This window comes from Streptomyces sp. NPDC020597 (assembly GCF_044335095.1).
Lineage (GTDB): Bacteria > Actinomycetota > Actinomycetes > Streptomycetales > Streptomycetaceae > Streptomyces.
In genome coordinates, this window is the sequence record NZ_JBIRUL010000001.1 from 158,565 (window position 1) to 180,688 (window position 22,124).

The following is a 22,124-nucleotide window of genomic DNA, read 5'->3' on the forward strand; positions in this document are numbered from 1 at the left end:
GAAGCGGTTGGAGATCTACCCCGTCGTCGGGGTCTTCGGCGCCAACGCCTCGGGGAAGTCCAACATCATCACCGCGCTGAAGAAGATGAGAAGCGCGGTCCTGGACTCCTACGGGTTGTGGACCTCCTACACAGGCGTCCCCGAGCGCGAGCCCTTCGCCCTTGACGCGGAGTCGGCAGGTGCGAGCACCTTCTACGAGGCGGACTTCGTCCTGGAAGACGGGGTGCGCTGGACATACGGGTTCGAGCTCGGGGATCGACGGGTTGAGGCGGAATGGCTCCACGCCTATCCCAAAGGCCGTCGACAGGTCTGGCTCGACCGGGATGCCACACGGGACAACGTCTTCGACTTTCCCGGTGAGCGTGTCCAGGACCGTGCCCGACTGGCACGCTCCACACGGCCCAACGCTCTGCTCCTGAGCCGTGCAGCGAGCGACAACCACCCCCAGTTGTCCCGCATTTACGGCTGGTTCAGGTCGAATCTCTGGGACATCACTCCGGAGACCGAGCTGAAGGACCGCGAAGGGTATACAGCTGAGCAACTTCTTGATGACCGGAACAGGGAGCGGGTGCGGGAGCTGCTGAGAGTGGCTGACCTGGGCATTCAGGATGCCGAGGTGGAGCGTCAGCCGGGACGCAAAGCACCCGCGGTGAGGTTGCTGCACGGAAGCGACCGCGACACCGCCGTGGCCCTCGACTGGGCGAAGGAGTCGTTCGGCACCCGTTCCTGGTTCGCTCTGATCGGCCCGCTCCTGCTGGCCCTCGACAACGGTGCCGTGCTGCTCATCGACGAACTGGACGCGAGCCTGCACCCGAAGTTCGCAGCCGAGGTGGTCAGGCTGTTCCAGGCCCCCTGGTCCAATGAGAAGAACGCCCAGCTGCTCTTCACCTCGCACGACGCCTCCCTCCTGAAGAGTCCCCGAGGGGGCCGGCTTCTCGAACCGGGGCAGATCTGGCTGACGGAGAAGGACAAGCGGGGAGCCACCGAGCTGTACCCGCTGAGCGACTTCAGCCCCAAGCCGGAGGAAGACATCGAGGATTCGTACCTGGCCGGCGCGTACGGGGCCGTACCGAACGTCGACCAGGGGCAGATCGGACGCAAGGTGCTCACGGCGCTGGCAGGAGAGGCAGAGCGTTCCTGATGGCGAGGGACAGGGGGCGGGACAATCCGGCACGCGCCAAGCGGCAGCGGAAGCTGCGGCGCGAGGTGTACGTCTTCACCGAGGGCGCGGTCACGGAACCGGGCTTCGTCACCTTCGTGACGGAGAACGGCACCCGCAAGGAGCCCGGCCACGAGATCGTCTGCAAGGTCGAGAACCGCACTGCGCCGACCAAGCGACGCAAGCCGCTCCCGCTCGTGGAGGACGCCATCATCAAGTGGCGTGAGGTCCGGCGTGCCGCCGAGAAAGCCGGGATCGAGCCCGACGACTGGAACTGGCCGCAGGTGTGGTGTCTGTTCGACCGGGACCAGCACGAGGACATCCCCACGGCATTCTCCAGAGCCAGGAGGGAGAACGTGCATGTCGCCTACTCCCACCCGTGCTTCGAGCTGTGGCGACTGCTGCACTACCAGAACTACACGAGCACCTTCGGCGGAGTGTGCGACAGCGCGGCGGACATGCTGAAACAGCAGCCGGGCTTCGCGCAGACCTACGGTCCCACGATCCGTTCCGTCTCCGAGGAACGTGCCAAGCACGTCATGCCCGGTCAGCTGAGCAGCCGGTACGAGACGGCGCAGCGTCACGCGGAACGCCTCGCGCGCCGCCACTCAGGCCGCCAGGACCAGAACGCATGGGACCCGTACACGGACGTGTGGAAGTTCGTCGAGAACGGCCTGGACGTCTCCGACTACTGACCGGGCGATCGGTCGGTGGGCCACTCAGGTCACCGGCTGCATACGTTGAATGAGGTCCTGCCGAAGACCGTAGGCTTCCCTCTGCACCCTCGCGTTGCACCGCCAGGTTGCGACCGGGAAGTCGATCAGTCACCAGGGGAGAGCCGTACGTGGCCAAGCTCACGCTCGCGCAGTTGGAACGCCATCTCTTCGCGGCGGCCGACATCCTGCGCGGCACGATGGACGCCGCCGAGTACCGCGACTTCATCTTCGTGCTGCTGTTCCTCAAGCGGGTCAACGACGAGTTCGAGGCGGCCCGCGAGGCGATCATCAAGGAGCGCCTCGCAGAGGGCGACACCCAGGAGGAGGCGGAGGACGAGGCCGAGTCGTACCAGTGGTACGACGCACACGGCGCTCTCTTCGTCCCGGAGGTCGCCCGCTGGGACCACCTGGCGGGCGCGGTCGACAACGTGGCCAGCGAGTACCTCCAGCCCGCCCTGGACGCGCTCGAACGGCAACCCGGCAACAGCGAGCTGCGCGGCCTCTTCGCGCACGTCAACTTCAACCGCATCGGAGGCGGCGGCAGCGCCCGCAAGTCGGCCGCCGAACTGGCCGACAAGCGCCTCGCCTCGCTGATCGACCACTTCGGCGGGATCCGGCTGCGCGGCGAGGACTTCGAGTTCCCCGACATGATCGGCGCCGCGTACGAGTACCTGATCAAGGACTTCGCGGACTCGGCGGGCAGTAAGGGCGGCGAGTTCTACACGCCCCGTGCCGTCGTCCGCATGATGGTGGAACTGGCCCGCCCGCACGGTGACATGAGGGTGTACGACCCCTGCGTGGGTTCGGGCGGCATGCTCATCCACGCCATGGAGTACGTCGACGAGCACGGCGGCGACTCCCGCAACCTCGGCCTGGCCGGGCAGGACGCCAACAGCGGTTCGTGGGTGATGGCCACGATGAACATGCTGTTCCACGGGGCGAAGAAGTTCTCCCTGCGCACCGGCGACACTCTCACCAACCCCCTCCACCCCGAGGGCGGCTTCGACCTCGTCCTCAGCAATCCGCCCTTCTCCATGGACTACAAGAAGGACGAGGTCCCGCGCCTCAAGGAGCGCATGCCGCACGGTGAGACGTCCGAGCGCGGCAAGGCGGACCTGATGTTCCTCCAGCACATGCTGGACATGGTGAAGCAGCGGTCGGGCACGGTCTTCACGGTCATGCCGCACGGCGTGCTGTTCCGCGGCGGCGAGGAACAGAAGATCCGCGCGCAACTCCTCATGGAGCACGACCTCGTCGAGGCCGTCATCGGCCTCGCTCCGAACCTTTTCTACGGCACCGGCATCCCCGCCTGCGTCCTGGTCCTGCGCCCGCCGAGCCGACGTCGCCCCGATCGCCGGGGCAAGGTCCTGTTCATCAACGCGGACCGCGAGTTCCATGCGGAGCGCGCGCAGAACATCCTGCTCCCCGAGCACATCGAGAAGATCGTCTCGACGTTCCACTCGTGGCAGGACGACGAGGTCTTCGAGGACGTGCCCGGCTTCGCGCGCGCGGTCACGCGGCACGAACTGGCCGACAGCAAGTTCAACTTCAACATCCGCCGCTACGTCGACAACACCCCGCCGCCGGAACCGCAGGACGTCCGGGCACACCTGGTGGGCGGCGTGCCCGTGGCGGAGATCGAGGCGAAGAAGGCGCTGCTGGACGCCTACGGCATCAAGATGACGGACCTGTTCGACGAACGGGCCGACGACCCGACGTACGTCGACCTTCCCGAGCCGGAGCGCCGTCCGGACGCGGCGCGTATCGCGGAGCTGGCGAGCGGCCGGGAGGGGAAGCTGTGGGAGGCCTTCGACGCGTGGTGGGCGGCGGAGGCGGAACAGATCGCGGCGCTTGAGCCCGTGGCCGGCGACGACCGCACCGACCAGGAGCGCAAGGCGCAGTTGGCGCGGCTGCGGGGCGACCTGATCGGCAGCTTCCGCGAACGCCTCCTGTCCGTGGGGCTCCTGGACCGGTACGCGCTCGCGGGCGCGGTCGCCGGCTGGTGGCACGACGCGAAGAACGAGCTGAAGGCGTTGTCGGTGAACGGCTTCGCGGGCGTGGTCGACGGCTGGGTCGAAACGGTGCAGACGATGCTGGCTCCCGAGCCGGACCCGCGCACGGGCGGCCGACGGGAGCGTACGGCGGCGGAGCGGCGGCAGGCCTACGACCACAAGGTGGTCGCCGCGATCGCGCCGGGGTTCCTTGAGGACCTCGCGTCGGCGGAGCGCACCCACGCGGTACTGGACGCGAAGGTGAAGGCTGCTCAGGAGGCGGAGGCTGCGCTGGCGGAGGCCCGGCAGGCTGCTTTGGACGGCGACGGCGACGACGGTGACGACGACTCCGAGTCCGGCGCGGCCGGGGGCGGCGGCATCGATCCGGCGCTGGCGGAGGCGGTCCTGAGTAAGACCGAGATGCGGGACCTCGTGAAGCGGCGCACGGAAGCGAAGCGCCTGGTCGAGGACCTGGAGGACGGGTTCTGGCTGGTGGCGGCGATTCGCCTGCGGCGGGAGGTGGAGCGAGAGAGAGCCGCGAAGAAGAAGGCTGCCGCTCCGGCTTCCGGTAAGGGCAAGCGAGCGGTTGCGGCGGCGGAGGAGGCCGGGCAGGGGGCGCTGATGGAGCTCCCGGTCGCTGCTGAGGCGGAGGCGCAGGTCGCCTCCAGGCCGCCGGAAGCGGGCCTCACCAAGGCGCGCAGGGAGCTGGCCGAGAGGGGCGGCGATCAGGAGGTGGTCCTCGACATCCTCCGCGCCGACCTGTCGACCAAGCTCGACGGTCATGTGGTGCGGCGGCGTCGGGAGCTGGCGGAGGCCTATCGGGTGTGGGAGCAGAAGTACGGGGTTTCCCTGCGGGAGATCGAAGGGCGGCGGGTTGCGGCTGCGGAGGCTCTGGAGCGGTTTTTGAGGGAGCTTGGGTATGTCGTCGACTGAGTCAGTTGCGCGGTCCTTGCGTGAGGTGTTGTTGCGGATCGAGTCGGGCTGGAGCCCGGTCTGCGAATCTCGCGTGCCCGGTGGTGCTGAGTGGGGAGTTCTCGGACTCGGAGCTGTCACGTCGGGGACGTTCTTGGTGAGCGAAGCAAAGAAGCTGCCGCCATCTCTGATGCCGCGCGAGGCCCTTGAAATTAAGCCGCATGATGTTCTGATCGCGCGAGCGAACGGTTCCAAACGCTTGGTTGGGGCTGCCGTCGTGGTCCCCGCCAATTCGCGCCATCGGCTCATTTTTCCCGATCTTATTTATCGTCTCGTCCCTGATCCGAGCATGCTGGACCCCCACTATCTCGGCGTGGTAGTGGCGGCACCGTTGTTCCGACGCCAAGTCGAGTCGGCTATGCGCAGCACGAGCGGCCAGTTCAAGATCTCGAAGGCTGACCTTGCCGAATTCGTGGTCCCAGTACCAGCCCTTGCGGAGCAGCGGCGAGTCGTCGAGGTCCTGGAAACGCTGGGCGAGCAGGAGCGGGCCATCGAGGCGGCGATTGCCAAAGCTCGTTTGATTCGTAAAGAAGTCGCCCGTGAGCTGTTGTCGCGCCGAGAGGCGGCGGTAGTAGCTGTCGAGGACGTTGCTGCAGTGGGCTCTGGCAGCACCCCGTCCCGCTCTCGCTCGGACTATTGGACGGAAGGCACCGTCCCCTGGGTGCGAACGGCTGAAATCGCCTTCAGTGTCATTCACGAGGCTTCTGAGCACGTGACGAGGAAGGCGGTAGCGGAAACCGGCCTTCGCGTCTATCCGCCTGGAACTGTGCTGCTGGCCATGTATGGCGAAGGGGTCACTCGGGGGCGAAGTGCAGTCCTGGGAACGCCCGCGACAGTCAACCAGGCTGCTGCGGCCATCGTCTGTGACCCATATCAGATTGACTATAGGTACCTCTACTACTGGCTTGAGGGGCAATATGAGGAGATCCGTAGGATCGGTCAGGGGTCCAATCAGACGAACCTGAACAGCGCTCTCGTATCGGAAATTAAGCTCCCACTCCCGTCAGTCGAAGAGCAGCGGCGCATTGTTTCCCCTATTGAAGCATTCGATGCCAAGCTAAAGTCTGACGTGTTGGAGTTGGAAAAGCTTCGAACGCTTCGGCAGGGCGTCTTGGATGGTCTGCTGTCAGAAAGCCGCGCCACCTCGTCGCGTAGCTAATCTGCGGCGCGCAGCGCCAGCTCGAACCACACCTCCTTGCCGATCCCGTACTCCCTCCTCTCCGCGCTCCAGTCGTCCGCCAGTGCCGCGACCAGGGCGAGGCCTCGGCCCGACTCGGCGTCCAGGGAGGCTGTCCCCGGTGTCGGGAGGGTGTCGTTCGCGTCGGTCACCGTCACTCGGATGCGGTCCTCCGTGACCACGCAGCGCGCCCAGATCTCGCGGCCGGCCGGGACTTTCGCGTGGCGGTACGCGTTCGTCATCAGTTCGCTCAAGAGGAGTTCCGCCGTGTCCGTCACCTCCTGAGGCAGGTCCCAGGACGCCGCCTGTTCACGGAAGAGTGCGCGTGCCCTGCCTGCGCTTCGGGCGTGACGCGGCAAGCGCCACTCGATGTCCTTCGGGGCGGCCGTCGTGGGGAGTGGGGGCCACGGGGTCTGCATTCGCTGTTCATCCCTTGCGTCCAAGTTCTGGCGTTTGGCCAGATCACGGTCGCGGGTCGCGCGTAATCTCACGAGTAACGGCGCGGGTACAGCGCGTGGTTGTACCCACCGTGGACCCAGCGGAGGTGTGCGTGTCGACCGAGGCGAACCCCCAGCCGCCGATCGCGTGGCGGTACTGCGGCAGCCAGATCAAGCTGTGGCGTACGGGAGCGGGTGTCGGCCGCGAGGCGCTGGCGAACGAGACCGGGTACGACTACGAGTACGTCAAGTCCATGGAGAACGGCCGCCGTCGGCCAACGCTGCGGTTGTTGCAGATCGCCGACCAGGTCTGCGGGGCGGGTGGGAAGCTCGTCGCGGCTCAGGAGTACTTGAAGCCGGAGCCGTTTCCAGCCCGGTCAAGGGAATTCATGGCCATCGAGGCGGAGGCCATCAGCTTCTCCTGCTACGAGCCACTGCTCATCCCCGGCCTGTTGCAGACGGAGGAGTACGCGCGGGCTCTGATCGGAGGTAGCTGCCCGCCGCTTGACGATGAGACCGTAGCTGAACGCGTCGCCGCCAGGCTGCGCAGGGCGGAAGCGCTAAGGCGTAGAACTGGCGTGATGTACGGCTTCCTCATCTACGAGGCTGCGTTGCGTAGCGGGGTCGGCGGCGCAGAAATGATGCAGGCTCAGTTGCAGCATCTGCTGGAGGTTGGCCGCCTTCGCAACGTGTCGATCCAGATCTTGCCGTTCGGCCGCTGCGGTGGAGTCGCGCTTAACGGCCCGGTCGTGCTGCTGGAGACTGGAGAGCATGAGCTCTACGCCTTTGCTGAAGGACAGGGGACGAGTGCCCTGTACGCCGACCCGAGCAAGGTCAGTGAGCTGACGCGCAAGCATGACATGATCCGCATGCACGCTCTCAGTGTTGAGGAGTCTGCCGAGTTCATCGGAAGGGCGGCGGAGAAGCAGTGAGTGACCACCTCATATGGTTCAAGTCCAGCTACAGCGACAGTGAAGGCAGCAACTGCCTCGAAGTCGCCCTCGGCTGGCGCAAGTCCAGTCGTAGCGGCACCGAGGGTGGCAACTGCCTCGAAGTCGCCCCCTGCCCCCACGCCATCCACATCCGAGACTCGAAGCTCGGCGACCAGAGCCCCCGGTTCGCCGTCGCCGGGGCTGCCTGGACCGCGTTCGTCGGGTACGCCCGTACCGGCGCTTGAGCTTCGAGCGTCAAGGCTCGGGAGTCGAGCGCCGTTTGTGAGGAATGGGTGGTTGGTTTCACCCCACCTCCCGCCCTCCCGCGCCCCGCTGAAGCCGGTCGTTCAGCGCTCAACATGCGGCCCTGCCAGGCGACATGACTTTTCGTGACCGGCTTGCGACGCGCCGTCGTCACCCTCTAGCGTGCGCAGCAACAAACAACCCCGGTCGGGTGTTAGCAGCACCCGCCGGGGTCTCACCTCAAGATCGAACGGAACGATCTCGTGGCTTGCGAAAACTCTATCGCCGCCCTGCCCGCCCCCGCACACCCCACGGCCAACCCCGGCTACGGAAAACGAACCGTCCCGGCCGAGCCCGGCACCTCATCCCGCGTCGCTGCCGACTTCTCTCACCTCCCGGCCCGCGAGGCCTACATCGCCGCCTTCATCGACCGGCTGCCCGACGGCGCGGCCATGGACATCAAGAGCCTCGCCAAGGTCCTGCCCCTGCACGGACAGCAGGCCGTCAGCAGCGCCCTCACCGCCCTGTCCCGCGCCGGGCACCTGCACCGCGCTCGGGGTCTGGCCGCCACCGGGGACGAGGGCACCCGCTGGGTGTTCCGTACGTACTGGTCCCGCACCGCACGGGATGACGCTTGGTGGGCCGCCTTCCTGGGCGGCGGTGAAGCTTTGGGGACTGCCAAGGAGGGCGCCGTACCTGCCCCGCCCGTCAACCCGACGCCCGACCGCACCACCCCATCCGCCGACGCGTCGACCGCGCCTGCATCCGTCGCGGCCGCGCCCGCGCCCGCCGAGCCCCACACCACCACCGCCTACCGGGTCCTCGCCCGGCTCGGCAGTTTCGAACCGCGCCTCGTCCTCTCAGCCGCCGACTGCGATGCCCTCACCGATCTGCTGGTCCCCTGGCTCGAGCGCGGAGCGAGCACCGTTTCCGTGATCCAGGCCCTGACCGCCGGCCTGCCCGATGCCGTCCACGCACCGCGCGGGTTGGTCGCCCGTCGGCTGCGGGACAAGCTGCCGCCCCAGCCCGAGCCCTCCTCCGTACCGGTTGCCTTCGACGAGCCCCTCTCGGACCGCCCCGGTCGCCTCATGCCCGAGTGCACCGAGTGCGGCGTGCCAGGACGCCCCGTCGCCTTCGCCGGCGGCCTGTGCCGGGGCTGCCGTACCGCCGCCCCGCCGCAGAGCGCCCCTGTAGCAGCGGCTCAGGCCGGTTCACCGTCACGCCGTGAACGTGCCGTCGTCCTCGCCCGCGAAGCTCTTGCCGCTCGTGACCGTCGACAATCGGCCAAATCCCGTCCCATCATGGCAAGACGGCCGTCTTAGCTGCGCGGACTCGTGTCACCTGCGCCCCACCCGTCGCAGAATGAGGGAACGGGCAGCGGCTCGACGGTCGTTGTCCGAGCGGCAGCGCGGTCGTACGGAGGGGCACGGGGTTCATGACGCGGGGGACGGCCGAGCGGGACGAGACGGAACTGCCGATCATCGACCAGTTGAAGGCGATGGGCTGGCGGCACGTCCACGGGCCCGACCTCAGCAAGGCGGATCCCGACGGCGACGAGCGGGCCTACAGCGATCTGCTCCTGATCAAACGGCTGCGCTCCGCCGTCCGGCGCGTCAACCGGCTGCCCGGCAACGGCGGCTCCTGGATGACGGACGCGGACGCCGACGCCGCCATCGACGACCTGCGGCGTACCGCACGCAACGTCGCGACCACGTCCCTCATCGCGGTCAACGGCGAAGTGACCAGCCGACTGATCAAGGGAACGCCGGTCACCGGTCACGAGGAGCACCACCACGGCTCCACCGTGCACGCCCAGTTCATCGACTGGGACCTGGAGGGCCTCGACGACGCGGAGATCCTCAGGAGGAACGATTTCCTCGTCGTCGACCAGCTGAGGGTGACGACGTTCGACGGCGCGGAAATCATTCCCGACCTCGTGCTGTTCGTGAACGGCGTCCCCCTTGTCGTCGTCGAGTGCAAGGCCCCGGACGTCAAGGACGCCATCGGCGAGGCCATCCGCGACCTGCGTGGTTACGCAGGCGTACCGCTCGACGACGACAACGGACGCGACCGCCGTGACCCGCGCTCCCGGGTGCCCGAGTTCTTCGCCCCCGTGCAGCTGCTCATCGCCGCCGCCGGTGAGCACGCGGCGCTCGGCACCATCACGTCCGACGAGAACCACTTCGCGGCCTGGCGCAGCGTGACGCCGGACTACAGCGACGACAAGGACTTCGCACGGGCCTTGCAGGGGGCGCGGCGGGCCGACGGGGCGCGGCTGCTCGAACCGGGCGGGTCGCCCACCGACCTGCACCGTCTCGTCGGCATCGTGCTCAAGCCCCGCAACCTGCTGAACATCGTGCGGCACTACGTCTTCGAGATGCCGGTGAAGACCAGGCCGGGGGAGCCGCCCGTCACCGTCAAAGCCGTCTGCCGCCACCAGCAGTACCGTGCCGTCGAGAAGATCGTCCGCAAGCTGCGTACCGGCCGGACCGTGGACGATCCGGCCGCCGAGCGGGACGAGCGCGGCGGTGTCATCTGGCACACCCAGGGGTCCGGCAAGAGCCTTACGATGGCCTTCCTCGCCCGCAGGCTCCAGACCAGCCGTGATCCCGAGCTCAACCGCTTCACCCTGCTGGTCGTCACCGACCGCAGGCAGTTGGAACAACAACTGGCCGCCGCGGTTCGGGTCAGCGGGTCCGACGTGCGGGTCGCGCAGTCCCGCTCCGACGTCGAGGGCATGCTGGAGCGGGCGGGCCGGCGCGGCGGCCGCGCCGTCGTCTTCACGATGATCCAGAAGTACCTCGGGCGGATCCCCGGCGTTGTCGGCACCGGGGAGGGCGAGTCCAGCGACGACCGTGACCCGGTGGCCGAGTTCGAGGCCGCGCAGGAGCGCCTGGCCGAGGGCGCGTCGGCCGAAGAGGCGTCCGATCCCACACCCGCCGCCGCAGCCGTCGAGGAGGTGCGCCGCCGGTTCACCGAGTGCAGCCCCGAGCCGTACGTCCTCGTGCTCGTCGACGAGGCGCACCGGTCCCACACCTCCGTGCTGCACGCCTGCCTGCGCGACTCCGTGCCGAAGGCGGCCCGTATCGGCTTCACAGGTACGCCGATCATGAAGGGCCGCCTCTCGGACACCGGGCGCATCTTCGGACTGGAGCCGGACGGCACGTTCCTCGACACGTACCTCATGGACGAGGCCGAGCGGGACGAAGTCGTCGTGCCCGTGCGCTACGAGGGCCGTACGGGTCCGGCCGGAGTGCGCGACAAGGAAGAGCTGAACGGAAAGTTCGAGAACCTGATCGCCCATCTGCGGGCCGGTCAGCAGGCGAAGATGCGCAAGCAGCTCAGGCCGACCAGCCGTACCGTCGCCGAGTCGCTCCCCGTGATCCGAGCGAAGGCCCAGGACATGCTGGAGCACTACGTCACCGGGCCGCTGACCGGAGGATTCAAGGCACAGGTCGCCGCGGTGAGCCGCAATGCAGCCGTGCTGTACCGGCACATGCTCAACGATGCTCGTGCTGACCTCCTGGCCAGAGTCAGGGACTTCGACCCGGAGTCCCTGCGTCACAAAGAACTCGTCGACTACACCTGGGACGAGCTGGTACTGCTGCGGGCCTGGCACTACCAGGAGATCCTGCGCCGGATCGACTTCGTGCCCGTCATCTCCGCGGGAAGCGAGAAGAAGCGCGGGCAGTGGCGTGAGTGGACCGACCCGGTGGCCCAGCAGCAGCACGTCGAGCGCTTCCTGGAGCCGTTCCCGCAGCTCCCGCCGGACAACCCGTGGGTGACGCACCACACCCCCGAGGACGACCCCGTGCCGGCGGGCGGCATCGGACGCAACCCCTGGAGCGGAATGGCCGGCCCGCAGGCCGAGGAAGCCAGGCCCGTCGCCTTCCTCATCGTGAAGTCCATGCTGCTCACCGGCTTCGACGCCCCCATCGAGCAGGCGCTGTACCTCGACCGTCCGATCCAGGACGCGGAACTGCTCCAGGCCATCGCCCGGGTGAACCGCCCGCGGCGCGGCAAGTACGAGGGCCGTGTCGTGGACTACTACGGAGTGCTGAGCGACCTGGCGGTCACCCTGCCCGCCTACAAGGGCGACGGGCCCGCTCTGCGTACGGTCCTCAGCCTCGACGAGGTCGAGGTTCCGGAGATGCAGAAGGCCGCGAAGGCCCTGCGGGACTTCCTCAGCGACCTGGGCGTCACCGGCCTCGACACCCCCGGCGGCATCGCCCAGGGCATGCTCACGCTCGGCGACGAAACTGCGCGAACCGAGTTCGACGCCCGTATGAGCCGCTTCACCTCCGCGCTGGAGCGCGTCCTGCCGCACGAGGCCGCGCTGAAGCTGGTGCCCGAGGCGCGGAACTGGACGCTGCTGCAGAAGCGGGTAAGGAGGCACTACCGGGACGCCGAGGGTGGAACCTTCTCCGTACGGGCGTACGGACGCAAAGTGCGCGCCATGGTGGCGGACCACCTCGAACTCCCCGAGATCGAGCAGGTCATCGCGCCGGTCTCCATCCTGGCCGCGGACTTCGACGAGGTGGTGGAACGCATCCCCGACGTCCGGGAGTCCGCCGCCGAGCAGGTGCAGGCCCTGCGCTACCACCTGGAGGAGAGGCGGCAGTCGGAGGACCGGCCCGTGCTGCGGACGCTCTCCGAGGAGCTGGAGGCGATCCTGGAGAAGTTCGCGGGCCGCTGGGACGAGATCAAGGTACGTATCGGCCCGCTGATCGACCGGGCCCGGCAGGCCGAGGAGGTCGACCCCGAGGTCGCCGACCTGACACCCGCCGAGCAGCAGCTCTACACGAAGCTCTCCGACCGGATGACCGAGGATCCGGCCTTCGACCTGCCCGATCCCGCTGTACTCAGGGGTGTGACGGTCGAACTCGCCGCGATCATCGAACGGCACGTGGCGAGTGCCGCGTGGTCGGACAGCGAGGCGAGCCTCGACTCGCTGCACAGCGAACTGTGGCGTGGCCTGCGCCGGGCAGGCGTCAAGCCGAGGGAGCGCGCCAAGGAGCCTCTGGAGAATCTGTCTCAGGCGCTGACCGGGCACGCCCAGCGGCATGCGGCGGCGTTCCGGGCGGCGGCTCGGGGACAATAGGCGGCGTGCCGACGACTGCCGACCCGCGAGATCCGTCCCGAGCCGTCCTGGAGGACGGTCAGGTGATCGTCGTGGAAGGCAGGGAATTCCGGGTGGCCGTCAGCGAACGCCGCCGACGCCTCGGGCTCACGGTCGAACGCGACGGGTCCCTCGTCCTGCGCGCCCCGCAGGACTGCGATGCCCAGCGGGCCGAGACCTTCCTGCGGGAAGGGGAGGCGTGGTTGGCCGACAAGCTCCGACTGCGTGACGACCACCCGCCGGCCCATCCGGTGCGCGAGTTCCGGGACGGCGAGACGTTCGCCTACCTGGGTCGCGCCTACCGTCTGCGGATCGGCGGGGAGGGGCAGACCGCCGTCCGGCTCGTGGCCGGGCGGATGGTGATCGACGAAGGGCTTGTGCGGGATCCTGTCGCGGCCCGACGTGCCCTCGTCGGCTGGTACCGGGGCGCGGGACAGCGCTGGGCACAGGGAAGGCTTCAGCCCTGGGCCGCGCGCATGGAGGTGCGGGAGCCGGACGTCGTCGTACGGGATGTGGGCAACCGATGGGGGACCTACCGGCCGGGCGACGGCACCCGTGGGACCATGGCGCTGCACTGGGCTCTGTTTCAGCTTCCGGCTCACCTCGTCGACTACGTGATCGCGCACGAGCTCGCTCACATCAGGATCCCGGGGCACGGAGGTGACTACTGGGCGCTCCTCCGACAAGCCATTCCCGAGTGTGAGGAACGCAAAGGGGAACTGGACGATCTCGGGCGCCGGTTGTGGATCGGAGACATCCGCCACAAGTCGTGAAGCGCTCATCGCAGCCGGTCCGCCGCGCAGCTTCGAATCGATCCCTCAGACCACCCGCGCGGCGCCCGCGAACGGCATCTCGTCGATCGGCGCCACGCGCACCGGAGCCGACGGGTTCGGGGCGTGGATCATCCGGCCGTCGCCGATGTAGAGGCCCACGTGGGAGATGCCGGAGTAGAAGAACACCAGGTCGCCCGGGCGGAGTTCGGAGCGCGACACGCGCTGCCCGGCGCCGATCTGGGCGTACGTGGTGCGGGGCAGGGAGACCCCCGCGGAGCGGTACGCGGCCAGCACGAGCCCCGAGCAGTCGAAGGCGTTGGGCCCGGTGGCCCCCCACACATAGGGGCTGCCGAGCTTGGAGTACGCGTAGGAGACGGCCGCCGCAGCACGGGAGTTGGGGGCGTCGGCGGTGCCGGAACCCGGCGATCCGAGGTCCGTGCGCGCGCCGGACGCACCGCGTGAGGCGCGCGCGCCCGGGGTGCCGCCGCCCGCCCCCTCGCCGATCCGGGCCCGCTCCGCCGTCGTCAGCCGCGCCAGCAGCGCGCGTGCCGCCTCCAGCTTGCCGGTGATCGTCTCCTTCTGCTTCTGCAGCTCGGCCCGACGTGTCCGCAGCGCGGTGAGCTCCATTCGCGCCGCGCCGCGCAGCTGCTCGATCTCCCGCAGCTGTCCGCGTACCAGGGCGACGGCGGCGGACTGGCGGTGGCCGGCCCGTTCCGCGAAGGCGGCGCCGTCGAGATAGCGGTCCGGGTCGTCGGAGAGCGCCAGTCGCACGGCGGGGTCGACGCCGCCGTCGCGGTACTGCGCCGCGGCCATCGAACCCAGCGCGTCCCGCGTCGAGTTGAGCTTCTCCTCCTTGCGCGCCGCCTCGTCCCGAAGGTTCTTCAGACGCTGCTCGGCGGCCGTCGCCCGCTCCTTCACGCCGTTGTACTTCTCGGTGGCTTCCTCCGCCTCCTGGTACAGCTTGGCGACCTTCGCTTTGACCTCGGCCGGAGTCAGCTCCGGCTCGGCCTGCCCGGTCCCGTCGAACGCGGTCGCCGTGGCCACGCCCGCGAGGGCGAGCGTGAAGGCGGTACGGGCCGTCCGGCCGCCGAGCGAGCGTTGTCGGGGCTTGCGGTGCGCTGCCACGTGGGACTGCACGTCCTTTCGTCGACCGCCCGGCCCGCCGGTCGGCCACCGGGACTGACCCGGGGCCGCCGGCCGACCCGTGTCAGGCGGTCCCCGGGCCGTCGGGGGAGCGGACGGACGGCCCGGGCCGCGGCTGACGCGTCCGGCGGCGCTCCGCACGGGGAGCGGGCACGCCGCCGGACTTCCTCGGCGGTGGTGGCCGACTGCCGCCCCTGGCCCGGGCGGCGGTGGGGAGCCGGTCACCTGGGGAAGGACGGTAGGCCGGTGATGACGTTTGGGTAACGCGATGTGCGGAAGTGACACGAGCGGACTGCCGGGTGACCGTATGTGTCCCGCTGTCCCGGCCGGATACGGCGGGTTCGCGCGGCGCGCTGACCGAAGACGGGATTCCGGGACCGGCGGGGGCGACGGGGTGCTATGCGCATATATGCAAGGTCGCGCGGCCGGGCAGGACGAGGGGAGGGGAGAGGAGGAGGGACCTGCGGGTGGGCGGCGGGAGACTGGGGCGCGCGGCGAGAGACCGGGGTGGGCGACGAGAGCCGGGGGCGGTGAGTCCCGGGGGCGGTGTCGGGCGGCCTGTGCGGCGCTGAATAGCATCCGGCCTCATGGACGTACTCATCCACCTCTTCGTCGGCCTGCACATCATCGGCATCGCCGCGCTGCTCGGCGGCTTCCTCACGCAGATGAAGGCGATGGGCCGGGGCACGGCCCGCTTCGTCCCCGCCATGCTCCACGGCGCGGCGACGATGCTGGTCACGGGCGTGATCCTGGTCGGCCTCAACCAGGCGGACGATCACAGCGTCAACAACGTCAAGATCGGTGTGAAGCTGGCGCTGCTGATCGTGATCCTCGGCCTCGTCTATGTGAAGCGCGACGACGAGAAGGTGGAGAAGCCCCTGTTCGCCCTGGTGGGCCTGCTCACCGTGGCGAACGTCTTCATCGCGGTGCTCTGGACCTGACGCCGGCCCGCGCCGAGCCCACCGCTGCCGCGGCGACGACCAGCCACGCCGCCACGGCCACCCACAGCAGCGCCTCGCCCGGCCCGGCCAGCGCGGGGAGGTCGACCGTGGCGGCGACGGACAGCGTCGCCGCGGCCGTCATGCCCATGGGGAACACGGTGGCCCACCGGCGTTCGTCGTAGCGGGGCCGAGGCCACCGCACCTCGGCGACGAGCAGGACGGCGTACCAGACGTAGTCGAGCACCAGCAGTGCGACGGTCAGCCCGCGCAGGACGTCTGTGTCGTCGGCGTTCCACAGGTACAGCGCCCCGTCGTCGGCCATGAGGAGTTTCGCGCCCGCCAGCGCGGAGACGGCGAGCGCCCCGCCCGCCACCCACTGGTCCCCCGCGCCCTCGGCCGGCTGCCGGAAGTCGAAGAGGGCCAGGGCGACGACGTACAGCAGGAGACCGAGCCAGAACAGCACGAGCGCGGTGTGCGCGAGCCAGGCCGCCGCCTCGGCCTTCGCCAGCACCGCGCCGAGCACGGCGAGGCTCTGGGTCGCCACGCAGCCCAGGAACACCGCACCGGGCATGCGCCGCGTCCACCGCCGCACCACCGTCACGAGCAGCACCGGCCACAGGACCGCGGCCAGCGCCAGCAGCGCCTCGGCGAGGGTCTGGCGGCCGCGCGCGAGGACCTGCGTGCCGAGCACGGACGTCGCCGCGACGGCGGTCAGCGCCCCGGGGGTGCCCGCATCGGCCAGCCACCGCTCGCGCTCCCGCACCAGCCGGACGGCGAAGTCCGCGGCGAGCGCGACCCACGCGACGACCGCCATCGCCAGCCAGACGCGGGACAGCGCCTCGTACCCGGCCAGGTGCAGACCGACGGACACGATGCCGGTCGCCATGACGGCGGTCCCGAACGCGGGCGGGCGGTGCGTCCACCAGTCGTGGAACCGGGAGCGCGGGGAACGCGAGTCGGGCGGGGGCGAGGTGGGCGGGGAGCCGGGCATGCGGCCGATGCTAGGGAGCGCACCCGCGCGCGGTGAGCGGGCCACGCGCGCGTACCCGCAAAAACGCGCGGGTGCGGGGTGCGCCGCCTACCGACCGCAGCCCACAGGACGGCCCGGCGTCACTTCAGGTGCCGGTCCAGGAACCGGCATCCGTCCTCCAGCTCGAAGGCCGGGGTGCCGGTGTGCCCGCCGAGATTGGCGTGCAGCGTCTTCTCCTTGCTGCCGAAGGCGTCGAACAGGTCCAGCGCGCGCTGCCGGGGGTTGCCCTCGTCGTCCCACTGCAGCAGGAACAACAGCGGAACGGTGACCTGCCGGGCCTCCTCGCGCTGGGCGCGGGGCACATAGCCCCCGGCGAAGAAGCCGGCGGCCGCGATGCGCGGTTCGGCCACCGCCAGCCGGATGCCGAGGGCGGTCCACCCTCCCGAGTACCCGACCGGGCCGCCGGTGCCGGGCAGCTCGAGGAGGGCGTCCAGCGTGGTCTGCCATTCCGGGACCGCCCTTTCGACCAGCGGGCCGATGAGGGCCTCGAAGATCTCGTCGACCGGCTCACCCGCCTGCATCGCCCGCCGGAGGTCGGCGCGAGCCCGCTCGTCCGCGGCGGACCGGGGCCGGTCACCGCACCCGGCGGCGTCGATGGTGGCGACCGCGTAACCGCGCGCCGCGGTGTACCGGGCCCGGGCCACCAGCCGGGGGTCCGCCTTGGGCAGGCCGTTGTTGTGAGCCATCAGAATCAGCGGGACCGGTGCGGCGGACCCGGGCGTCCACAGGGTGCCGGGGATCTCGCCGAGGGTGAATTCGCGTTCGAGTACGCCGTCGTCGAGGCGCTGCTCGGAAGTGAATCGCATGGTCGTGCCTTTCGGGAATGCGCTGGAACGGCGCTCCCGGACGACCTATCGCCCGACCGTGACCCCGGAGGGGAGCACCCATGTCGATACAGCGTTCACGGGTACCACCTCCTCGTTCTCTCGCACGGCCTCGGGCAAAGTAGCAGGGGCGGACGTGGTCCGCCAACGGGATTTTCCGTGCGGGGCCGGTGGCCGGCGCCGGGCCGCGCCGTCGCGCTCCCCGGCCCGGCCGGTGGCCTCAGACCGGGCGCACCACGCCGTGGACGCCGGGCCCGCCGTCGTGGAGGACCGACTCCTCGCGCACGTAGGCGCCGGGCTTCGGCGAGTGGATCATCATGCCGTTGCCGATGTAGACGCCGACGTGGCTGAGGTCGTCGTAGCGGAAGACCAGGTCGCCGGGCAGCGCGTCGGCGAGGGGGACGGTGACGCCGGCGTCCGCCTGGGCGTGGGTGCTGCGGGGCAGGGTGACCCCGGCGGCCTTCCAGGCGGCCTGCGTGAGGCCGGCGCAGTCGTAGGACCCGGGTCCGGTCGCGCCCCACACATAGGGCTTCCCGATCTGCGCGCGGGCGAAGGCGACGGCCTTCTCGGCCCTGGTGGCGTACGACGCGTCCGCGGCGGGGCCGGAGGCGGACGCCGAACCCGTAGGCCCTGCGGCCGTCGACCCCACGGCCGGCGACACCGGGCCCGTCGGGCCCGCGCCCGGGGACGCCGTGCCCGTAGCCGAAGACGGGGCCACCGTTCCCGCCGCCGTCGACGTCGCGGCCGTGGACGGGGCCGCGGCCGGGGGGGCCGACGGTTCCGTGCCCGAAGGCCCGCCGCCGCTCTCCTGCCAGGGGGTCTGTTGCGTGGTCGCCGTCTGCTGCGCGGCCTGCTGTGCCGCCGCCTGCTGCCGGGCGAGCTCCGCCGCCGCGCGCGCGGCGTCCTCCTGCTGCCGCTGCTCGATCGCCGCGAGGCGGGCCTGCTCCTGCGCCTCCAGCCCGGACAGCAGCTCGCGCGCGTGGACGAGCTTCTTCTGGACGGCGGCCTTGGCGATCCGCAGGCCGTGCTGCGGGTCGGTGGGCGCCGCGGTGCTCTCGGTGTCCTTTTGGCCTCTCGTCGTCGCGGTCGGCCGCTCGGCGACGCGGCCGGCGGCCGCGCCCTGCCGACGGTCCGTCAGCCGATCCGCCAGCCGGTCCTTCAGCCGGTTCAGGGCGGCGTCCTGCCCGGTGCCCGGGACGACGAAGGCCGCGGTGTCGGGTGCGTCGGAGGTGCCGCGCGCGGAGGCGTCGGTGCGGTACTGCGCCGCGGACCGTGCGCGCGGTTCCGCCCGCGCCTCGTCAGGCTTGCGCGAGCGCTGGGGGGCCACCGCGTCGAGGAAACCCTCCACGCGCGTGCGCTGCTTGGTCGTCTTCTCCGCGGCGGAGCTGGACTTCTCGGTGGCCGACTCCGCCCGGCGGTAGAGGTCGTCGACCTTCTTCTCGACCTCCTCCAGGCTCGGCCGCTCGTCGGCCCCCGCCGCGGCCGAGGCGTTCGCCGACTGGGAGAGCAGCGCCACGGACGTGAGGGCCGCGGTGGCGAGGGCGGGGGGACGTATGCCCGCCACCCGCGAACCCGCGGAGCGTGGCCTGCCGTGCTGCGACGCCAAGGGAGGCGACTCCTTCCAAAAGCTCCGCCTGCCGGTCGGCGCTGGGGTCCCGAAGGCGTTCCGGGCACTGGGGGAGATGTTCGGGCGGGCGGAGGACGCCCTGCGGTCGTCGCCCGACGGATTCGGGCCTGTTCCCCAGGTCTCGGTGGGCCCCCGGGTCCACGCGGCGCGAGCGGACGCCCCGGACTCGGCGGAGGCCGCTCGGTCCGGCGGGTCGCCGGCGGGGTCGTACGGCCTGTCCGCACGGTAGCCAACGCGTGTGGCCCGTGTGAAGGTTGATGGGCGATATGCCCGATACATTTTCGTGACCCGAGGGCGTGCTTCCGCCGCCCGCCCGGATCGGTCGCGGTTCGTGACCGCGGGGGCCCGGAGGGTGAGTGCGGGGCGAGTTTCCGGGACGGCGGCCGGTTGTCGGTGGCGCCCCCTAAACTCGGAGAGCGATGAGCAGCCTCTTTGACGACAGCTTCCTGGCGGACCTCAAGGGCCCCCGTGCCCACGAGGAGGAGCCCCCGCCGCCCGAGGACGAGCACGGACCGGAGCCGGTCCCGGACGATCTGTTCGGCGGGAAGTTCGACGTGCCCCCGGACCGGGACCCGTACTACCGCGACGGCGCCCCCCGCCCGGCTCTCGACGCGGCGGCGCTCCTGGAAGGGCTGAACGACAACCAGCGCGCGGCGGTCGTGCACGCCGGCGCCCCGCTGCTCATCGTGGCCGGCGCCGGCTCGGGCAAGACGCGTGTGCTCACCCATCGCATCGCCCACCTCCTCGCCGAGCGCCACGTGCACCCGGGGCAGATCCTCGCGATCACCTTCACCAACAAGGCCGCGGGCGAGATGAAGGAGCGCGTCGAGCAGCTCGTCGGCCCGCGCGCGAACGCGATGTGGGTCATGACGTTCCACAGCGCGTGCGTGCGCATCCTGCGCCGGGAGAGCAAGAAGCTCGGCTTCACGTCGTCGTTCTCGATCTACGACGCCGCCGACTCCAAGCGCCTGATGGCCCTGGTCTGCCGTGACCTGGACCTCGACCCCAAGCGCTACCCGCCCAAGTCGTTCAGCGCCAAGATCAGCAATCTGAAGAACGAGCTGATCGACGAGGAGGACTTCGCCGCGCAGGCCGCCGACGGTTTTGAGAAGACCCTCGCCCAGGCCTACGCGATGTACCAGTCGCGGCTGCGCGAGGCCAACGCCCTCGACTTCGACGACCTGATCATGACGACGGTCAACCTGCTGCGCGCCTTCCCCGACGTCGCCGAGCACTACCGGCGCCGGTTCCGGCACGTCATGGTCGACGAGTACCAGGACACCAACCACGCTCAGTACGCCCTGGTCAGGGAGCTGGTCGGTACCTCGGAACATCCGGTCGACGTCCCGCCGGGCGAGTACGACGTGCCTCCGGCCGAGCTGTGCGTGGTCGGTGACGCCGACCAGTCGATCTACGCCTTCCGGGGCGCGACCATCCGCAACATCCTCCAGTTCGAGGAGGACTACCCGAGCGCGACGACGATCCTGCTCGAGCAGAACTACCGCTCGACGCAGACGATCCTGTCCGCCGCCAACGCGGTCATCGAGCGCAACGAGTCGCGCCGGCCGAAGAACCTGTGGACCAACGCGGGCGCGGGCGCGCGCATCACCGGCTACGTCGCCGACACCGAGCACGACGAGGCGCAGTTCGTCGCCGACGAGATAGACCGCCTGACGGACGCGGGCGACGCGAAGGCCGGCGATGTCGCGGTCTTCTACCGCACCAACGCGCAGTCCCGTGTCTTCGAGGAGATCTTCATCCGGGTCGGCCTGCCCTACAAGGTCGTCGGCGGGGTCCGCTTCTACGAGCGCAAGGAGGTCCGGGACGTCCTGGCCTATCTGCGCGTGCTGGCCAACCCGGAGGACTCGGTGCCGCTGCGCCGGATTCTCAACGTGCCGAAGCGGGGCATCGGCGACCGTGCCGAGGCGATGATCGACGCGCTCTCCCAGCGCGAGAAGATCAGCTTTCCGCAGGCCCTGAAGCGCGTCGACGAGGCCTACGGCATGGCCTCGCGGTCGACGAACGCCGTGAAGCGGTTCAACGTGCTCATGGAGGAGCTGCGCACGATCGTCGAGTCGGGCGCCGGTCCGGCGACCGTCCTGGAGGCGGTGCTGGAACGCACCGGCTACCTCGCCGAGTTGCAGGCCTCCACCGACCCGCAGGACGAGACCCGGATCGAGAACCTCCAGGAACTCGCCGCCGTGGCCCTGGAGTTCGAGCAGGAGACCGGTGAGGGCGAGGGCGAGGGCGCCGCACCGGCCGGGCTCTCCGACTTCCTGGAGCGGGTCGCGCTGGTCGCCGACTCCGACCAGATCCCCGACGAGGACGAGGCCGGCTCGGGCGTCATCACCCTGATGACCCTGCACACCGCCAAGGGCCTCGAGTTCCCGGTCGTCTTCCTGACGGGCATGGAGGACGGCGTCTTCCCGCACATGCGCGCCCTCGGCCAGACCAAGGAGCTGGAGGAGGAGCGCCGGCTCGCGTACGTCGGCATCACCCGCGCGCGTGAGCGGCTGTACCTCACCCGGTCGTCGCTGCGCAGCGCCTGGGGGCAGCCGTCGTACAACCCGCCCTCCCGGTTCCTGGAGGAGATCCCGCCGACGCATGTGGACTGGAAGCGGACGGGGGCGACCTCACCCGTGTCGTCCGGCCCGGTGTCCGGGGTGGCGGCGTCACTGTCCTCGTCGCGCTCGCGTTCCTCGGCTGCGGGCGCGTCCGGATTCGCGACGCGCCGCACGGCGGGGGAGAAGCCCGTGGTCGCGCTGGCCGTCGGCGACCGGGTCACGCACGACCAGTTCGGGCTCGGCACGGTCGTCGGAGTGAAGGGCACCGGCTCCAACGCGGAGGCCACCGTCGACTTCGGCGACACCAAGCCCAAGCGGCTGCTGCTGCGGTACGCGCCGGTGGAGAAGCTCTAGGCGTCGTGCGTCGTGCGTCGTGCGTCGGGCGGCCACCGCCGCCCGGCACACGGGTGAGCCCCCGCTTCGACGGCGGGGGCTCAGCGGTCGTCGGCGCGGACGCGGTCAGCCACGGGGCCGGT

The 22,124-nt window shown here is 70.2% G+C and carries 16 protein-coding genes; 11 read left to right on the top strand and 5 right to left on the bottom strand.

The features are described 5' to 3' along the window. Positions 1 to 7: 7 nt before the first annotated feature. The 4 genes from ACH4ZA_RS00805 to ACH4ZA_RS00820 all read left to right on the top strand — a co-directional run bounded on the left by ACH4ZA_RS00805 (position 8) and on the right by ACH4ZA_RS00820 (position 5,997). Positions 8 to 1,141: an ATP/GTP-binding protein gene (locus ACH4ZA_RS00805; RefSeq protein ID WP_398427443.1), complete on the top strand. Its 1,134-nt coding sequence runs from the start codon at positions 8 to 10 to the stop codon at positions 1,139 to 1,141. Continuing rightward, entirely contained in the window at positions 1,141 to 1,854 is a 714-nt protein-coding gene (locus ACH4ZA_RS00810; RefSeq protein ID WP_398427444.1) for an RloB family protein, read from the top strand. Before ACH4ZA_RS00805 ends, ACH4ZA_RS00810 begins: the two co-directional genes overlap by 1 nt. Positions 1,855 to 2,003: 149 nt before the next feature. Further along, positions 2,004 to 4,799, top strand: coding sequence for an N-6 DNA methylase (locus tag ACH4ZA_RS00815; RefSeq protein WP_398427445.1), 2,796 nt, complete (start codon positions 2,004 to 2,006; stop codon positions 4,797 to 4,799). A 136-nt stretch (positions 4,800 to 4,935) separates the two neighbouring features. Beyond that, positions 4,936 to 5,997: a restriction endonuclease subunit S gene (locus tag ACH4ZA_RS00820; protein WP_398427446.1), complete on the top strand. Its 1,062-nt coding sequence runs from the start codon at positions 4,936 to 4,938 to the stop codon at positions 5,995 to 5,997. Here the strand turns inward: ACH4ZA_RS00820 and ACH4ZA_RS00825 are convergent. After that, complete coding sequence (locus ACH4ZA_RS00825) at positions 5,994 to 6,434, bottom strand: ATP-binding protein (protein WP_398427447.1); 441 nt, start codon at positions 6,432 to 6,434, stop codon at positions 5,994 to 5,996. The two genes, ACH4ZA_RS00820 and ACH4ZA_RS00825, sit on opposite strands and share 4 nt — an antisense overlap. A gap of 131 nt (positions 6,435 to 6,565) precedes the next feature. Here ACH4ZA_RS00825 and ACH4ZA_RS00830 point away from each other — a divergent pair, with 131 nt between their 5' ends. From ACH4ZA_RS00830 to ACH4ZA_RS00850, 5 genes are all read left to right on the top strand, one after another. Further along, positions 6,566 to 7,384 carry a helix-turn-helix domain-containing protein gene (locus ACH4ZA_RS00830; RefSeq protein ID WP_398427448.1) on the top strand — a complete coding sequence of 273 codons (819 nt, stop codon included), beginning with the start codon at positions 6,566 to 6,568 and terminating at the stop codon, positions 7,382 to 7,384. Then, complete coding sequence (locus ACH4ZA_RS00835) at positions 7,381 to 7,629, top strand: DUF397 domain-containing protein (protein ID WP_398427449.1); 249 nt, start codon at positions 7,381 to 7,383, stop codon at positions 7,627 to 7,629. The genes ACH4ZA_RS00830 and ACH4ZA_RS00835 overlap by 4 nt, the downstream gene beginning before the upstream one ends. 261 nt (positions 7,630 to 7,890) lie before the next feature. Beyond that, the gene (locus ACH4ZA_RS00840; protein WP_398427451.1) at positions 7,891 to 8,949 is read left to right on the top strand and encodes a MarR family transcriptional regulator; all 1,059 of its coding nucleotides are present in this window, start codon (positions 7,891 to 7,893) and stop codon (positions 8,947 to 8,949) included. A 113-nt stretch (positions 8,950 to 9,062) separates the two neighbouring features. Beyond that, on the top strand, positions 9,063 to 12,728 hold the full coding sequence (locus tag ACH4ZA_RS00845; protein WP_398427452.1) for a type I restriction endonuclease subunit R: 3,666 nt from the start codon (positions 9,063 to 9,065) through the stop codon (positions 12,726 to 12,728). A 5-nt stretch (positions 12,729 to 12,733) separates the two neighbouring features. Continuing rightward, entirely contained in the window at positions 12,734 to 13,519 is a 786-nt protein-coding gene (locus ACH4ZA_RS00850) for a M48 family metallopeptidase (protein ID WP_398427453.1), read from the top strand. 45 nt (positions 13,520 to 13,564) lie between these two features. Here ACH4ZA_RS00850 and ACH4ZA_RS00855 read toward each other — a convergent pair whose 3' ends face one another. After that, on the bottom strand, positions 13,565 to 14,644 hold the full coding sequence (locus ACH4ZA_RS00855) for an NlpC/P60 family protein (RefSeq protein ID WP_319281256.1): 1,080 nt from the start codon (positions 14,642 to 14,644) through the stop codon (positions 13,565 to 13,567). A 605-nt stretch (positions 14,645 to 15,249) separates the two neighbouring features. Between ACH4ZA_RS00855 and ACH4ZA_RS00860 the strand changes: the two genes are divergently transcribed. After that, positions 15,250 to 15,603 carry a hypothetical protein gene (locus tag ACH4ZA_RS00860; protein WP_319281255.1) on the top strand — a complete coding sequence of 118 codons (354 nt, stop codon included), beginning with the start codon at positions 15,250 to 15,252 and terminating at the stop codon, positions 15,601 to 15,603. On the opposite strand, the gene ACH4ZA_RS00865 is transcribed toward ACH4ZA_RS00860, so the two are convergent. From ACH4ZA_RS00865 to ACH4ZA_RS00875, 3 genes are all read right to left on the bottom strand, one after another. Then, positions 15,581 to 16,594 (bottom strand): tellurite resistance/C4-dicarboxylate transporter family protein, encoded by a 1,014-nt coding sequence (locus ACH4ZA_RS00865; protein WP_398427455.1) that lies wholly within the window; start codon positions 16,592 to 16,594, stop codon positions 15,581 to 15,583. The two genes, ACH4ZA_RS00860 and ACH4ZA_RS00865, sit on opposite strands and share 23 nt — an antisense overlap. A gap of 119 nt (positions 16,595 to 16,713) precedes the next feature. Further along, positions 16,714 to 17,439 (bottom strand): alpha/beta hydrolase, encoded by a 726-nt coding sequence (locus ACH4ZA_RS00870; protein ID WP_319281253.1) that lies wholly within the window; start codon positions 17,437 to 17,439, stop codon positions 16,714 to 16,716. Between the two features lie 238 nt (positions 17,440 to 17,677). Continuing rightward, positions 17,678 to 19,063, bottom strand: coding sequence for a C40 family peptidase (locus ACH4ZA_RS00875; protein WP_398427457.1), 1,386 nt, complete (start codon positions 19,061 to 19,063; stop codon positions 17,678 to 17,680). A 440-nt stretch (positions 19,064 to 19,503) separates the two neighbouring features. On the opposite strand from ACH4ZA_RS00875, the gene pcrA reads away from it, so the two are divergent. Then, entirely contained in the window at positions 19,504 to 22,002 is a 2,499-nt protein-coding gene (gene pcrA / locus ACH4ZA_RS00880; RefSeq protein WP_398427458.1) for a DNA helicase PcrA, read from the top strand. Positions 22,003 to 22,124 lie beyond the last annotated feature (122 nt).

Bases quoted from the DNA above. Each gene is read 5' to 3' on its own strand.
- ACH4ZA_RS00810 (WP_398427444.1), top strand. From the start codon at position 1,141: ATGGCGAGGGACAGGGGGCGGGACAATCCGGCACGCGCCAAGCGGCAG.
- ACH4ZA_RS00860 (WP_319281255.1), top strand. From the start codon at position 15,250: ATGGACGTACTCATCCACCTCTTCGTCGGCCTGCACATCATCGGCATC.
- ACH4ZA_RS00845 (WP_398427452.1), top strand. From the start codon at position 9,063: ATGACGCGGGGGACGGCCGAGCGGGACGAGACGGAACTGCCGATCATC.
- ACH4ZA_RS00870 (WP_319281253.1), bottom strand. From the start codon at position 17,439: ATGCGATTCACTTCCGAGCAGCGCCTCGACGACGGCGTACTCGAACGC.
- ACH4ZA_RS00825 (WP_398427447.1), bottom strand. From the start codon at position 6,434: ATGCAGACCCCGTGGCCCCCACTCCCCACGACGGCCGCCCCGAAGGAC.
- pcrA (WP_398427458.1), top strand. From the start codon at position 19,504: ATGAGCAGCCTCTTTGACGACAGCTTCCTGGCGGACCTCAAGGGCCCC.
- ACH4ZA_RS00865 (WP_398427455.1), bottom strand. From the start codon at position 16,594: ATGCCCGGCTCCCCGCCCACCTCGCCCCCGCCCGACTCGCGTTCCCCG.